The organism is Streptomyces umbrinus, from assembly GCF_030817415.1.
Lineage (GTDB): Bacteria > Actinomycetota > Actinomycetes > Streptomycetales > Streptomycetaceae > Streptomyces > Streptomyces umbrinus_A.
Genome location: NZ_JAUSZI010000002.1, coordinates 2,639,562 through 2,653,651, shown reverse-complemented (window position 1 = coordinate 2,653,651; position 14,090 = coordinate 2,639,562). Strand labels below are relative to the sequence as shown.

The window sequence follows — 14,090 nt, the reverse complement described above, 5'->3', positions numbered from 1 at the left end:
AGGCGCGTGTGGACCGGACGGCCCCGGTGGGGTTGGGGCCGTCCGGCCCGGCGCACGCGAAGCTCTGGGCGCCCCGCGCCCCTCAGGGGCGCGGGGAACTGCGCGACCAGCCACATCAGGCCCGCAGCCTTCGTACCGCCCAATCCGCGGGGCGCCACGCGGAGCAGCAACGGGGCTATTCGAGGAGCTCCGCGTACGAGCCCATCGCGAGAGCAATGTCCGCCTGGGCCCAGAACCGGTGATACGTGAACGAGGGCGCGGCCCCGCCCGCCAGATACGCCTCGATCTTCGACCAGGCCGGATCGTCCTCGTAGAACGAGCGGATCGAGTCGAAGGTCGACGACGAGTTGATCGTGTCGCCGTTCGGCATCCTGCCGCTCCAGCCACTCGGGACGTACACGCCGTCGTCGAAGCGGTTGTAGTCGGCGCGGGTCTCCGGGACAGCGATGCCCAGCGCGTCCTGGTTGTTCTCCCACATGCCGTCGAGCAGCGCCTTGGCCGTGGTCGCGGCCTCCGCGTCACCGGAGCGGTCGGCGTAGTACGTCAGGGTCTTGGCGTACGCGGCCGCCACACCGACGTCGTCCGTGTAGTCGGCGACGGTGACGTGAAGTCCCGTGTTACCACCGGGGCTTGACGCGTTCCAGGTGTCGGGCTTGCCCGACCACTGGAGCGTGTTGGGGATGCGGAAGGAGCCGTCCGGGTTGACCGTGGTCCTGGACAGCGCCCAGTCGACCCACTTGTCGAGGACGACCTTGGCGTCCGCGTCACCCGTCTGCTGGTAGTACTCGGCGACCCGCTCCATCGACCACGCCTGGAAGCCGAACCACTGGTTGGACGGCGGGTCGTGGTAGACGGGCTTCTCGTCGTAGAACATGCCGTAGAAGGTCGGCGTCCCGGAAGGCGGCGTCGCGTAACGCCCCTGCCAGCTGTTGGTCGCGCCGCCCGCGATGGCCCCCTCACTGGACTGCAGCCAGCGGTAGAACTCCAGCTGCCGGTCGAGGGACTTGGCCCAGTCCGCCTGCCCTGTGGCCGACTTGGGCTTCAGATCGGCGTACGAGCTGAGCGCGTACGCGGCGAGCGGGTTCTGGTAGCCGCCGTGGGTGTGGCTGGAGCCGATGCGCCAGGCCCAGCCCGCCGAGGCGTCGGTGGCGCCGCCCCACGCGTAGTACCAGTTCAGCAGGTAGTGCGAGGCGTCCTTGCCGGTGCCGGCCGGGCAGGTCGACGGTCCCACGCAGTTGCCGATTTTCTTGAAGTACTTGTCGTACATGGAGTAGCGGAGATAGTCGCCCATCTTCGCGGCCTTGCCGACGGTCGCCGTGACGGCGGAGCCGTTGCCCTGCTGCTTGGCCCAGATGTCGGCCCAGTACGCGGCCTGCACGGCCCGCGCGTCGGCGTCCGGGGCGTTGGTGAACTTCCACTGCTTGGCGTACGAGGCGTCCTTGGTGAACAGGTCCAAGTACCCGTTCGTGCCGCCGTACTTGAACGCGTCGCACGTCGGCTGCGGCACTGTTTCCCACACCGACTCCTGCGATCCGCGCTGGAAGGTGTTGATGTACGAGGGGCCGGTGTCGGTCGGACCCGCCTCGCATTTGCCGGGCGAATTGCCGTACCCGTAGACGTTGTCGACGTCCTGCAGCCAGTGCATGCCGTAGATGTCGTCCGTGCCGTACGCGCTCTTCAACTCGGCGGCGATCGGGTCGGGGCCGACCGATACACCGGTGTCGAGCTGCGCCGGATACTCGTTCGGGGTGTCGTGCTCGGGCGCGTAGGTCGCGGGTTTCGACGCGTTGTAGAACGAGTTCGTCGGCTGGTCGGCCTTCGTGGGGATCATGAACTTCTCCATGATCTCCCAGGCCCCGTTGAACCTGGTCCAGTCGCCCGTCACCTTGCCGTACATGGCCTGGAGCCACAGCAGATAGCTGTACGCCTCCGACGTCGTCTCATGGCCGTGGTCGGGCGCCTCGACGATCAGCGTCTCCACCGAGTGGTACGGGATGCCCTCGGGTGAGAAGTAGCCGTTCGCCGGGTTGGTGATCTTCCCGTAGAGCTCCAGGAAGCGGGCGTCGTACTCCTTGGACGCGGCGAGCTGCGTGACGGTGACCGCGGCCTTCGCGTGCCCGGTGGCCGTCGACTCGAAGGTCGCCGAACCGGTGCCCGAGGCGGCGGCCGTGACGGTCACCTTCTGGGCGGTGTTCCAGTTCGACGGCGTGAAGGTGAGCGACGCCCCGCCGGTGACGGACAGGCCCGTGTTGCCGCTCGCCCGAGCGGTCGCCACGGTCACGTTCGCCGACGGCTGGGTCGAGAGCTTCACGTCGTACGTGCCCGTCTTGCCCTGCTGGACGCCCAGTTGGGCCGGCGAGACCACCACGGCGGGACCCGAGGCGACCGTGATGCCGACCGGTGTGGACTCCGCCGACGCGCCCAGGCTGTCGTACGCCTTCGCGAGCAGCGAATGACTGCCCACGGTCAAGCCGGAGGCCGAAAGCGAGTAGGGCGAGCTCGTGTCGGTGCCCAGCAGTGTCGTGTTGTCGTAGAACTCGACCTTGCTGATCGTCGCGTTGTCCGCGGCCGCGGCGGTTGCGGCGAGCGGGACCGCGGCGCCCTGGGAGTACACGGCGCCCGCGGTGGGACTGGTCAGCACGGTGATCGGCGGCTGGTGGGCGCCGGTGCAGGCCGTGCCGTTGATCGCGAAGGACGTGGGCGCGGCGTTGGTGCCGCTGTACGTGAACTGGGCGCCGGTCGTCACCGCGGCACCCACCGCGATCGTCCCGTTCCAGGACGCGTTCCTCGCGGTGACCGTCCTGCCGGACTGCGACCACGTACCGCTCCAGCCGCTGCTGAGCTGCTGGTTGCCCGCGTAGTCGTACGTCAGGGCCCAGCCGCTGATCGCCTCCGTGCCGCGGTTGGTGAGGGTGAGCTCGGCGGTGAAGCCGGAGCCCCAGTCGTTCGTCTTGTAGTCGACGCTGCACTGGACGGCCGCCGCCTGAGCGGGGGTCACGCCGGTCGCCAGTGTGGTCAACGGAAGGGCGAGGGCCGCCACCACGGCGGTCCACATCCGCCGCGCGAGGCGGCGTCCGGGTCTGGGTGCCATGTTCTGGTTCCTCTCCATGCGGCTCGGAGATGGGGGGAGGGGCAACAAGCCTTGAACCAGTGGGAGCGCTCCCATAGTGGGGATGAGGGTCGAAGGGGTCAAGGTGCTTGAAGAGTCGAAATGATTCGATAGATCAAGAGTGCAATTCCTCTGTCCTTTACCAACACTTGGCGCTACTTTCATCGGCACCAGTGGGAGCGGTTCCATCAGTCGACACGTCCGTCACGACGTGTCAGAGCTGCAAGGAGTCGCTCATGCGACACCCCCCGCGTTCATCTCTTTTAGTGGCCGGTGCTGCGGATCTCTGTCATGGACACCGCATGCGCGTCGGTCGCTGCACGGCTTCGGGAGTCGCGCCCGCCTGCCCGGTGGAGTGCTCCGAGCTCACCCTCATCCCCCATGACGACGGCACTCCCACGCCGTCGTACGGCATCGGGCTGCGCGAACGTCCGCGCTCCCTAGACGGATAGGACACCCCGCACATGAGCCGTACCAGAACAGCAATCCTCGCGGCGGTGGCGCTGGCCGCCGGCACCGCGGGCGCCGCCGTCGCGGCGATACCCGCGGATGTCGGCGTGGCCGCCATTCCCTGCACCGTCGACTACAAGGTGCAGAACCAGTGGGACTCCGGCTTCACCGCCGCGGTCACCGTCACCAACAACAGCGCGGCCAAGTCGAGTTGGGCCGTGAAATGGTCGTACGCCGGAAACCAGAAGGTCACCAGCGGCTGGAACGCGAAGCTCAGCCAGAGCGGCACCGCCGTCACGGCGGCCAACGAGAGCTACAACGGCACGCTGGGGACCGGGAGTTCGGTCAGTTTCGGCTTCAACGGCACCTACGGCGGCACCAACGCGCTGCCCACCACGTTCACCCTGGACGGCGTGACCTGCAACGTCGACGACGGTGGCAGCGGCCCCGGACCCACGGACCCGCCGGCCCCGGGCGCCAAGGTCGACAACCCGTACGCGGGCGCCAAGGTGTACGTGAACCCGGAGTGGAAGGCGAAGGCCACCGCGGAAACCGGGGGCAGCCGGATCGCCAACCAGCCGACCGGCGTATGGCTCGACCGGATCGCCGCCATCAACGGCGTGAACGGCGGCATGGGCCTGCGCGCCCACCTGGACGCGGCGCTCGCGCAGAAGGGCTCCGACGAACTGGTCGTCCAACTGGTCATCTACAACCTGCCGGGCCGTGACTGCGCGGCCCTCGCCTCCAACGGCGAACTCGGTCCGACGGAGATCGACAAGTACAAGACCCAGTACATCGACCCGATCGCGGCGATCCTCGCCGACAGCAAGTACGCGGGTCTGCGGATCGTCACGACCGTCGAGATCGACTCCCTGCCGAACCTCGTCACCAACGTCTCGCCCCGTGCCACCGCCACCGCCAACTGCGACACGATGAAGGCGAACGGCAACTACGTCAAGGGCGTCGGCTACGCGCTGAACAAGCTCGGCGACGTGCCCAACGTCTACAACTACGTGGACGCCGGACACCACGGCTGGCTCGGCTGGGACGACAACTTCGCACCCTCCGCAGCCCTGTTCAAGGAGGCGGCCACCGCCGAGGGCGCGACCGTCGCCGATGTGCACGGCTTCATCGTGAACACCGCCAACTACAGCGCCCTCAAGGAGAACCACTTCACGATCAACGACTCCGTCAACGGCGCGTCGGTCCGTACGTCGAAGTGGATCGACTGGAACCGGTACGTCGACGAGCAGTCGTACGCGCAGGCCATGCGCAACCAACTGGTCTCGATCGGCTTCCCGTCCGGGATCGGCATGCTGATCGACACCTCCCGCAACGGCTGGGGCGGCACGGCCAGGCCCACCGGTCCCGGGGCGACGACCAACGTCGACACCTATGTCGACGGGGGCCGCTACGACCGGCGCATCCACCTCGGCAACTGGTGCAACCAGTCGGGCGCCGGCCTCGGCGAACGGCCGCAGGCCTCACCGGCGACCGGCATCGACGCGTACGTGTGGATGAAGCCGCCGGGTGAGTCGGACGGGTCGAGCACCGCCATCCCCAACGACGAGGGCAAGGGCTTCGACCGGATGTGCGACCCGACGTACACCGGCAACCCGCGGAACAACAACAACATGTCGGGTGCGTTGGGGAACGCGCCGTTGTCCGGGCACTGGTTCTCGGCGCAGTTCCAGGAGCTCATGAAGAACGCGTATCCGGCGTTGTGACCTTCCGCTGGCGCGGGTCACCTGAGCTGGTGGTTCGTCTGCCGGCTGAGTGCGGCTGGTCGCGCAGTTCCTCGCGCCCCTAAAAGAATGCGCAGCTCCCCGCGCCCCTGAAAGGTGCGCCGTTCCCCGCGCCCCCTGAAAGGGGGCGTGGGGGACTCTTTGCTGTTTCCGCAAGGCGAGTAGCTGTTTTGGGGAGGTGGTAGCACGCTGTCCGTATCCCGGACGAGAGGCTTGGAACCATGGGACACGACCACGGACAGCACGAGGAACACGGTCACGAACACGGCCAGGGGCACGGCCACACGCACACCCACATCGACTTCGCCGAGATGCTTCCGATGCTGGAGCAGGAGGCCGAGCTGTTCACGCCGCTCTACGCGGAGGCGGCGGGCTGGCTGCGGGAGCGGCAGCCGGAGCCCGAGATGATCGTGGACGCGGGCAGCGGTCCCGGTGTCATCTCCTGTCTGCTCGCCGACACGTTCCCCAAGGCGCGGGTCGTCGCCGTGGACGGTGCAGGGCCCCTCCTGGAGGCGGCCCACGCCCGTGCCGCCCGCCTCGGGATCGCCGACCGCTTCAGCACACTGGAGGCCGAACTCGGCGACGGGCTGGGCGACTTGGAGTACCCGGCCGATCTGCTCTGGGCCAGCCGGTCCCTGCACCACGTCGGCGACCAGCGGGCCACCCTCGCCGGATTCGCCGAGCGGCTCGCGCCCGGCGGGGTTCTCGCCCTGCTGGAGGGCGGCCTGCCCTCGCGCTACCTTCCGCGCGACATCGGCATCGGCCGGCCCGGTCTGCAGGCCCGGGTGGACGCGGTCGAGCAGGAGTGGTTCACGCGGATGCGGCGTGAGCTGCCGGGGGCGGCCGAGGAGACCGAGGACTGGGCCGGCCTCCTGACGGCCGTCGGCCTGCGGCACGCGGCGACCCGTACGTTCCTGCTCGATCTGCCCGCGCCGCTGTCGGAGGAGGGCCGCGCCTTCGTCGCGACCAGCCTCGGCCACCGCCGGACCGGGCTCGCGGAGGGCCTTGAGCCCGATGATCTCGCTCTGCTCGACCGGCTTCTCGACGCGGACGACAAGGCGAGCGTGTACCACCGGCCCGATGTGTTCGTGCTTGCCGCGATGACCGTGTATGTCGGGGTGAAGGCTTAGCGCTTCGCGCTCCACAGATGTGTTGACATCGAGTGCTCTCCAAGTGATGGACTCCACGCACTTCGTGACGGACACGACACGGACACGGCTTGGGGGAACTCATGACTGACTCACCAGTGGCGCTGATCACCGGCGGCGGCAGCGGGATCGGCGCGGCGGTGGCGCGGCAACTGCTCGACGCCGGGCACCGGGTGACGGTGACGGGGCGCGGGGAGGAGCGGCTGCGCGGGTTCGCCGAACAACTCGGCAAGCCCGAGGGGCTGTTGACGATCAGGGGCGACGCGGCCGACTACGACCACGTCCAGGCGGCCGTCGAGGCGACGGTGAAGGAGTTCGGACGGCTCGACACCGTCGTCGCCAACGCCGGGTACGCCACGCACGACACCGTCGCCGAGGGCGATCCGGCCGGGTGGCGGGACATGGTGCTCACCAATGTGCTCGGCCCCGCGCTGCTCATCCGGGCGTCGATCGACCAGTTGAAGGAGACGCGGGGGCGGATCGTGCTCGTCGGCAGCGTCGCGGGCCACGTCCACGGGCCCGGCAACATCTACGGAGCGACGAAGTGGGCCGTGACCGGGCTCGCCGAGAACACCCGGCGGCAGGTCACCGAGTACGGCGTGGGCGTGACCCTGATCTCGCCCGGCCGCGTGGAGACACCGTTCTGGGACAGCTACGGCAGCCTGCCGCCCGGGCATCTGCTCACCTCCGACCAGCTCGCGGAGTCGGTCGTCTGGGCGATCCGGCAGCCGACCGGGGTGGACGTGAACACCGTCGTCGTACGGCCGATCGGCCAGCCGGTCTGATGAGCAGCCGGTCCGAGCCGGTTCGAGCCGGAGGAGATGAGAGGCCGGTCCGGCCGCGGTAGCGTCCGCGGCCGGACCGGCCTCTCATCTCCTCCGGCTCGCTGGTTCGCCGGTTCTCAGTTGCTTGATTCCTGGTTGTCCTCAAGGAACTGCTCCGCCAGCGCCTCGCCGAGGGACGCCGTCGCTTCCTGGTCCTCGATGGGGGAGACCCGGGAGTTGGTGAAGACGATGTACGTCACTCCGGAGGCCGCGCCGCCGGTCGCCGGGTCGGGATTGATGCCGAGGGCGCGCGCGGTGGCGTACGAGGCCTCGCCGATGATCTTCGTGGGGCCCGTGTCACCGACGACCGCGTACTGGACGTCGTCGCCGTGGATCACCGCAGCCACGCTGCCGCCCCTGATGCCGGAGCTCGTGTAGTTCCAGATGCCGCTGGGGCCGGGCACCACGACGTACGGGAGTTCCTCGGAGTTCAGCGGTCTGCCGTCGGACTGGTGGAAGGCCGTCTGGTCCTGGAACCACGGATCGGTGCGCTTGTTGCACTCGGTGGTGACCTGGCCGTCGCAGTCGATGTCCATGTCGGCCTTCCAGAAGACCGCGCCGTTCATGCCGCACACGGGGACGGTGGCCGGCGCCCCCACGTCGAGGCCGTACTTGCCGTTCGAGATCTGCGAGCAGGACGTCATCTCGGCGAGGAGGTCGGCGGCGGTGACCGTACCCTCCGGAGCCTGTACGGGGGTGGCGCCCGCCGGAAGGGCCGCGGCGGCGATCAGCGCGGTGCCGGCGGCTGCGGCGGCGAGGGTCAGTGTTCGAGTGCGCACTGTGGGAGGACCCTTCTGGGCCTTGGGGACGTCACGCGGCGGGGCGACGTGCATCCGACGTGTAGGGGGACATCGACGGGGACATATGTGTGTTCGCTGAACGGGTACTCGGGCGAGCCTGACCGATCCCCCTCCCGTCGGCGAGGATGCCGCGCCTTGTCTCACCCGGCCGCCGCATCCACGACACCGTGTCGGCCCCGAACACACCGGACACATGACGAAGCCGCCGCCCGAGCGAGTCGGGCGACGGCTTCCGGTGCCGCGTGTCGTACGTCCGTGTCGTGCGACCGTACGGTCAGTCGTTGACGTTCGCCGGGTTCGAGCCGACCCGGCGGTCCTCGTTGAGCGCGCTGATCGCGGCGATGTCCTCGGTGTCGAGGGAGAAGTCGAAGACGTCGATGTTCTCCTTGATCCGGGACGGGGTCACGGACTTGGGGATCACCACGTTCCCGAGCTGGATGTGCCAGCGCAGGACGATCTGGGCCGGCGTGCGGTTGTGCTTCTGGGCGATGGCCACGATCGCCGGGACCTCCAGCAGGCCCTTGCCCGAACCGAGCGGGGACCAGGCCTCGGTGGCGATGCCCTGCTCCGCGTGGTACTCGCGGGACGCGTGCTGCTGGAGGTGCGGGTGCAGCTCGATCTGGTTGACGGCCGGAATGACGGACGTCGCGTCGATCAGCTTCTCCAGGTGCTCCGGAAGGAAGTTGGAGACACCGATCGACTTGGCACGGCCGTCCGCGTAGAGCTTCTCGAAGGCCTTGTACGTGTCGATGTACTTCTCCTTGGCCGGCATCGGCCAGTGGATGAGGTACAGGTCGACGTAGTCGAGGCCGAGCTTCTCCAAGGACGCGTCGAAGGCGCGCAGTGTCGAGTCGTATCCCTGGTCGGCGTTCCAGAGCTTGGTGGTGACGAAGAGATCCTTGCGGGCGACGCCGGAGGCGGCGAGGCCCCTGCCGGTGCCCTTTTCGTTGCCGTAGATCGCCGCGGTGTCGATGCTGCGGTACCCGGCCTCCAGCGCGGTGGCGACGGCCCGCTCCGCCTCGTCGTCCGGCACCTGCCAGACCCCGAAGCCCAGCTGGGGCATCTCGACGCCGTTGTTCAGGATGATCGGGGGGACCTTGCTCACGAGCTCTCGATCCTTCAGTCGTCGGGTGGTACTCCCATCGTCAACGATCACGGGCCGTCGCGCATTCCTGTGCCGTTTTTCGGTCATTTCGGTCCCGTGTCTGCGCCGAATGGATCGGAGATTGGCCGGAAACCTACCCGGGTTCATAGGTCCGAACCATTGACCGCGTCCTGTCATGCCGAGGACTCTTTGCATGTTGGTGAACGGGGTGCACGTATATGAACCCGACGACGAGGATGAGGGACCCATGACCCCCACACGTAGGAACCTGCTCGGCGCGGCACTGGGCGGCGTGGCCGCCGCGGCCGTCGGTTCACCCGCTCTCGCGGCACCCGCCGCGTCCTGGCAGCTGAAGTGGTCCCCGTCGGCGCGCACCAACGGGCTCGGCGCCTTCGAGACCCTGGAGGACGACCGCGCGGACTCTCACCCCGCGGCTTCCCCGCACATCTTCGCCACGGGCGACAACTGGCGGTTCAACATGCACACCGTCGACCGCGACACGTCGACGGACCGCCAACGGCACGAGGTCACCGGCCTGCGCAACGGCTCAGGCAGCAACTACCTCAAGTGGACCGAGGGCCAGACCTGGCGGGTGACGTACTCGATGTACATCCCCAGCTCCCTGAAGGCGACCACCACCTTCACCCACATCATGCAGATGAAGCAGCCCGGCGCCGGCAGCTCGCCGATCGTCGTGCAGTCGCTCCGGCGGGTGAACGGCGTGCAGACCATCGAACTCAAGCTCTTCGAGAGCGACATCCTCGTCGGCCGCACGAACCTCGAACCCCTGCACAACAAGTGGATCGACGTCGACTTCCAGATCAAGGTCGGCAACGGCTCGGCCGGTTCGGTCCGCTGGATCCTGAAGAACGGCTCGACGACGGTCGTCGACGCGTCACGCACGGGCGTGGACACGTTTCTGGCCGACCGCGTACGCCCCAAGTGGGGCATCTACCGCTCCCTCGGCGACACGTCCGGGTCCCTCCAGGACTGCTATCTGCTGCTCTCGAACATGCGGGGTTACCAGTTGGTGTGAGCCGCGTGCGTGTGGCTGGTGCGGGCCGTCAGTCCGCGGTCGTGCCCAGGTACGCGTCCCGCACCCGCCGGTCGGCGTGGACCTCGGCGGGGGTGCCCTCGGCGAGGACGCGGCCCAGGTCGAGTACGACGATCCGGGCGGACAGTTCCATGACGAAGGCGACGTTGTGCTCGACGAGGAGGACGGCACAGCCCTCCTCCTCGGAGAGCCGGCGGATGACGGACGACAGGTGACGGCGTTCGTCGGCCGTCATCCCGGACGCGGGCTCGTCCAGCAGCAGCACCCCGGGCGGGTCCGCCACCGCCCGCGCCAGTTCGACCATGCGGGCCCGGCCCACCGGCAGGGCGCCGGCGAAGGTCTCACCGAGGTCGTCGAGCCCGCAGGTACGCAGGACGGCGGCCGCCCGGGCGCGGCGGTCCCGCTCGTACGTACGCCGTGTCGGGGACGCCAGCAGATCGGCGGCGAGTCCGCCTCCGCCGCCGCGCCACTCCTGGGCCACCACCAGGTTGTCGGCCACGGTGAGCTGGCCGAACAGCTGCTGGCGCTGGAAGGTGCGGCGCATACCGTGGCGGGCGCGCCACACGGGGGAGCGGCGGGTGACGTCCGTGCCGTCGAGATGGACCCGGCCCTCGTCGGGGCGCCGGATACCGGAGAGCACGTCGAAGAGGGTCGTCTTTCCGGCACCGTTGGGGCCGATGAGCCCGCAGATCTCCCCGGGACGGAGAGTGAGGCTCACGTCGTCGAGCGCCCGGACACCGCCGAAGCGGACGCCGATGCCGGTGGCCTGGAGGGCGGGGGGTGCGGTGGGTGCGGAGGGCTCGGACGGTACGGAGAGCGCGGGGGTGCTGCTCATGGCCGGACTCCTCCCCGGGTCTGGGACGGGATGGTCGGGTTCATGGGGGACGTGGGGTCTGGATCGGAATCCAGGTCGGCACCGGTATCCGCCTCGGGCGTGGCCGCCAAACCCAGATACGCCTCCGTCAGCCGGGCCGTCTCCACGGATGCCCGGGGGCCGCACCACGTCACCCGCCCCTGCGCGAGGTACGCGACCGTGTCCGCGACCCCGAGCGCCTCGGTCGCCTTCTCCTCGACCAGGAGCAACGCCGTTCCGGTGTCGCGGAGTTCGGTGAGGAGGCGGAACACCTCCTCGACGATGCGCGGGGCGAGGCCGAGGGACGGTTCGTCCGCGATCAGGACCTTCGGGGGGCGTTGGAGGAGCGGGGCGAGGGCGAGCATCTGCTGTTCGCCGCCGGAGAGGGACCCCGCGGGCACGCCACGTCGTCCGGCGAGGCCGGGGAACCGCTCGTACACGGCTTCGCGCTGGTCCTTCTCCCTCAGGTACAGGGCGAGGTTCTCCTCGATGGTGAGCGCCGGGAAGAGGCCCCGCCCCTCCGGTGCCAGGACCACCCCGGCGCGCGACCGGCGTACGGCTCCCTCGCGGGTGGCGTCGCGCCCGGCCACGTACACCTGGCCGCCGAGCGGACCGACCAGGCCCGCCGCGACACGGCATGTCGTCGATTTCCCGGCCCCGTTCGGGCCCAGGAGCGCGACGATCTCGCCGGGGTGTACGGCGAGGTCCACCCCGTGCAGGACGGGCGCACCGTCGTATCCGGCACGGACGGCCCGGAGTTCGAGGGCGGGCGTCGCATCGGTGGGGGAGGAGGGCGCCGCCGACGGGGCGCCGGTTTCGGCGACACCGGTCGGATCCCCACTCGGCGCCCCCGTCGGACTCCCGCTCGGAGCCCGGAACACCTCGGCCCGGCTCCCGCTCGGTGTCCCGACCGTGCCGCCCGTCGCACCACTCGCTGCTTCGGACTCGGCGCCTGTCACGCCAGTTGCCGCCCCGGTCTCTGCCTCCGCCCTCGCACCCATCCAGGTCCTGGCCCCGGTCGCATCCGGGCCCCCACGCACCAACCGCCTCCGATGCACCCGCACCGACACCGCCGCGCAGTACCCGTCCGGATCGTTCGCCAGTGCCAGGCCCGCCAGGCCGAAGAGGATCACCGGGAGGTGGACGGACTCGGTGACGTAGTCGGAGACGAGGTGCGGTACGAGGGCGTAGACGAGCCCGGCGACGACGGCGAACTGCGGCCGACGCAGGCCCGCCGCGACGACCACCGCGAGCCAGATCAGTCCTGTCATCGCGGTGAAGTCGGTAGCGGTGACACGGGTGTTGTAGGACGCGTACATCACGCCGCCGAAGCCCGCGAGCCCGGCCGACAGGGTGAACAGCACCAGCTTGGTGCGGACGACCGACACGCCGGAGGCCATCGCGGCCGCGGGCGCCGAGCGCACCGCGAGCATGGCCCGCCCGGACGGCGAGCCGCGCAGCGCGCTGAGCGCGGCGACGGCGGCGGTGACCAGCACGAGCAGTGCGACACCGAACGCCCGGTCGTCGTTGAGATCCACCGGACCGAAGACCGGTCGGGGGATCGACCACCCCGTGTCGCCGTTCCTCAACCAGCCGACCTGGAAAAGGACTTGGTCCGCCAGGAAGGCGAGCGCCAGAGTCGCGAGGGCGAGCGAGCGGCCACCGAGCCGCAGCGCCGGAAGCGCCACCAGGGCGCCGAGTACGGCCGCCGCACACGTCCCCACGGCGGCCGCGGCCACGAACGGCCAGCCATGACTCATCAGCAGCCCCGCCACCAGCGCCGCCCCGGTCACGAAGGTCGCCTGCGCCAGCGACACCATCGCGCCGAGCCCCGTAACCACCGTGAAGGAGACGAACACCAGGGAAAGGGCGAGCCCTTGGGCGAGGATGCCGCTCCAGAACGGGGTCGTCACCGTGTAGAAGGCCGCCGCGAGCAGCACGGCGGCCGCCGCCCACGGTCCCCAGCGCCGAAGCCGGGACCGGCCCGCCAGATAGTCGACCGGTGGCGCGTCCACGGCCGCCGTCCCCGCCGTACGGCTGCGCCTGGTCAGTAGGAGCAGGCCGGCGAAGAGGATCAGGAACGGTACGGCGGTACGGAAACCGGTGATCCGCTCGGCGAAGTTCGCGTACCCGGCGACCAGGTTCTGCAGCACCCCGAGCCCGAGCCCGCCCGCGAACGCCAGCGGGATGGAGACGAAGCGGCCGAGCACCGCCGCCGTCGCCGAGACGAAGAGGAAGAGCGTGAAGTCGTGGGCGGACAGGCCGAGAAGAGGGGTGGCCAGGACGCCCGCCAGGCCCGCGAGGGCCGACGACAGCATCCACGCGATCGACGACAGCCGGTCCGCGCTCAGCCCGCGCAGCTCCACCAGCGAACGGTCGTCGACGGCAGCCCGGAGCTTCAGCCCCAGCGGGGTGTGCCGCATCAGGATCCAGAGGCCGACGGCCACCACGGCCGTCGCGATCCAGGTGATCAGCTGGTCCGAGTCGATCCCCACGCCGTCCGTCAGCTGCCAGGATTTCGCCGGACTCGGCCCGACACCGGGCAGCCCGAACTGGTTCTCGGCCGGTTTCACCGACGCGCCCGCGTCCTCCAGCAGCTCGACGATCCACAGCCCGAGCGCGGGCAGCGCCACCAAAAGCCCGATGGTGGCGACGATCTGGGCCGTCTCACCGACCCGCGCCAGCTTGCGGAACATCAGCCGGTCGAGACCCCAGCCCAGCGCGGGTGCCGCCACACAGACCAGCAGCACGGCCGTCGGTACGGCGGGCCAGCCGAAGCCCGAGTGCAGCTCGTAGAAGGCGAGCGCACACAGGTAGGCGGTCGCGCCGTGCGCGAAGTTGAAGAGGCCCGAGGCCGAGTAGGAGAGCACCAGACCGGTGGCGAGCAGCGCGTACAGCGCACCCGACACCAGTCCGCTCAGTACGAATCCGAGAAGGTCCGCCATGCCGAGTCCCCAAATCCCCAAATACCTGAGTCGCCAAGTCGCCTTCGGTCGTGCCTA

General features: G+C 69.5%; 10 protein-coding genes. 5 read left to right on the top strand and 5 right to left on the bottom strand.

What is annotated here, in order from left to right; translation table 11 throughout:
- Positions 1-175 precede the first annotated feature (175 nt).
- On the bottom strand, positions 176-3,091 hold the full coding sequence (locus QF035_RS12135) for a glycoside hydrolase family 48 protein (protein ID WP_307520182.1): 2,916 nt from the start codon (positions 3,089-3,091) through the stop codon (positions 176-178).
- Positions 3,092-3,411: 320 nt separating this feature from the next.
- On the opposite strand from QF035_RS12135, the gene QF035_RS12130 reads away from it, so the two are divergent.
- The 4 genes from QF035_RS12130 (at position 3,412) to QF035_RS12115 (ending at position 7,237) form a co-directional block, all read left to right on the top strand.
- Positions 3,412-3,561, top strand: coding sequence for a hypothetical protein (locus QF035_RS12130; RefSeq protein WP_307520181.1), 150 nt, complete (start codon positions 3,412-3,414; stop codon positions 3,559-3,561).
- 12 nt (positions 3,562-3,573) lie between these two features.
- Entirely contained in the window at positions 3,574-5,286 is a 1,713-nt protein-coding gene (locus QF035_RS12125) for a glycoside hydrolase family 6 protein (RefSeq protein ID WP_307520180.1), read from the top strand.
- A gap of 239 nt (positions 5,287-5,525) precedes the next feature.
- Positions 5,526-6,434 carry a class I SAM-dependent methyltransferase gene (locus QF035_RS12120; RefSeq protein WP_307520179.1) on the top strand — a complete coding sequence of 303 codons (909 nt, stop codon included), beginning with the start codon at positions 5,526-5,528 and terminating at the stop codon, positions 6,432-6,434.
- Between the two features lie 101 nt (positions 6,435-6,535).
- Entirely contained in the window at positions 6,536-7,237 is a 702-nt protein-coding gene (locus QF035_RS12115) for an SDR family oxidoreductase (RefSeq protein WP_307520177.1), read from the top strand.
- 116 nt (positions 7,238-7,353) lie between these two features.
- Here the strand turns inward: QF035_RS12115 and QF035_RS12110 are convergent, their stop codons facing one another.
- A complete protein-coding gene (locus tag QF035_RS12110) occupies positions 7,354-8,055 on the bottom strand; it encodes a glycoside hydrolase family 75 protein (protein ID WP_307520176.1) in 702 nt (233 codons plus the stop codon).
- 295 nt (positions 8,056-8,350) lie between these two features.
- Positions 8,351-9,139 (bottom strand): aldo/keto reductase, encoded by a 789-nt coding sequence (locus QF035_RS12105; RefSeq protein WP_307531059.1) that lies wholly within the window; start codon positions 9,137-9,139, stop codon positions 8,351-8,353.
- Positions 9,140-9,428: 289 nt separating this feature from the next.
- On the opposite strand from QF035_RS12105, the gene QF035_RS12100 reads away from it, so the two are divergent.
- Positions 9,429-10,217, top strand: coding sequence for a Tat pathway signal sequence domain protein (locus QF035_RS12100; RefSeq protein ID WP_307520175.1), 789 nt, complete (start codon positions 9,429-9,431; stop codon positions 10,215-10,217).
- Between the two features lie 28 nt (positions 10,218-10,245).
- Here QF035_RS12100 and QF035_RS12095 read toward each other — a convergent pair whose 3' ends face one another.
- Complete coding sequence (locus tag QF035_RS12095) at positions 10,246-11,070, bottom strand: ABC transporter ATP-binding protein (protein WP_307520174.1); 825 nt, start codon at positions 11,068-11,070, stop codon at positions 10,246-10,248.
- On the bottom strand, positions 11,067-14,033 hold the full coding sequence (locus QF035_RS12090) for an ABC transporter permease subunit (protein ID WP_307520172.1): 2,967 nt from the start codon (positions 14,031-14,033) through the stop codon (positions 11,067-11,069). Before QF035_RS12090 ends, QF035_RS12095 begins: the two co-directional genes overlap by 4 nt.
- Positions 14,034-14,090: the final 57 nt, after the last annotated feature.

Excerpts from the sequence above, each read along its gene's own strand:
- QF035_RS12130 (WP_307520181.1), top strand. The coding sequence starts at position 3,412 with ATGCGCGTCGGTCGCTGCACGGCTTCGGGAGTCGCGCCCGCCTGCCCG.
- QF035_RS12125 (WP_307520180.1), top strand. The coding sequence starts at position 3,574 with ATGAGCCGTACCAGAACAGCAATCCTCGCGGCGGTGGCGCTGGCCGCC.
- QF035_RS12105 (WP_307531059.1), bottom strand. The coding sequence starts at position 9,139 with ATGCCCCAGCTGGGCTTCGGGGTCTGGCAGGTGCCGGACGACGAGGCG.
- QF035_RS12090 (WP_307520172.1), bottom strand. The coding sequence starts at position 14,033 with ATGGCGGACCTTCTCGGATTCGTACTGAGCGGACTGGTGTCGGGTGCG.
- QF035_RS12120 (WP_307520179.1), top strand. The coding sequence starts at position 5,526 with ATGGGACACGACCACGGACAGCACGAGGAACACGGTCACGAACACGGC.
- QF035_RS12100 (WP_307520175.1), top strand. The coding sequence starts at position 9,429 with ATGACCCCCACACGTAGGAACCTGCTCGGCGCGGCACTGGGCGGCGTG.
- QF035_RS12095 (WP_307520174.1), bottom strand. The coding sequence starts at position 11,070 with ATGAGCAGCACCCCCGCGCTCTCCGTACCGTCCGAGCCCTCCGCACCC.
- QF035_RS12115 (WP_307520177.1), top strand. The coding sequence starts at position 6,536 with ATGACTGACTCACCAGTGGCGCTGATCACCGGCGGCGGCAGCGGGATC.
- QF035_RS12135 (WP_307520182.1), bottom strand. The coding sequence starts at position 3,091 with ATGGCACCCAGACCCGGACGCCGCCTCGCGCGGCGGATGTGGACCGCC.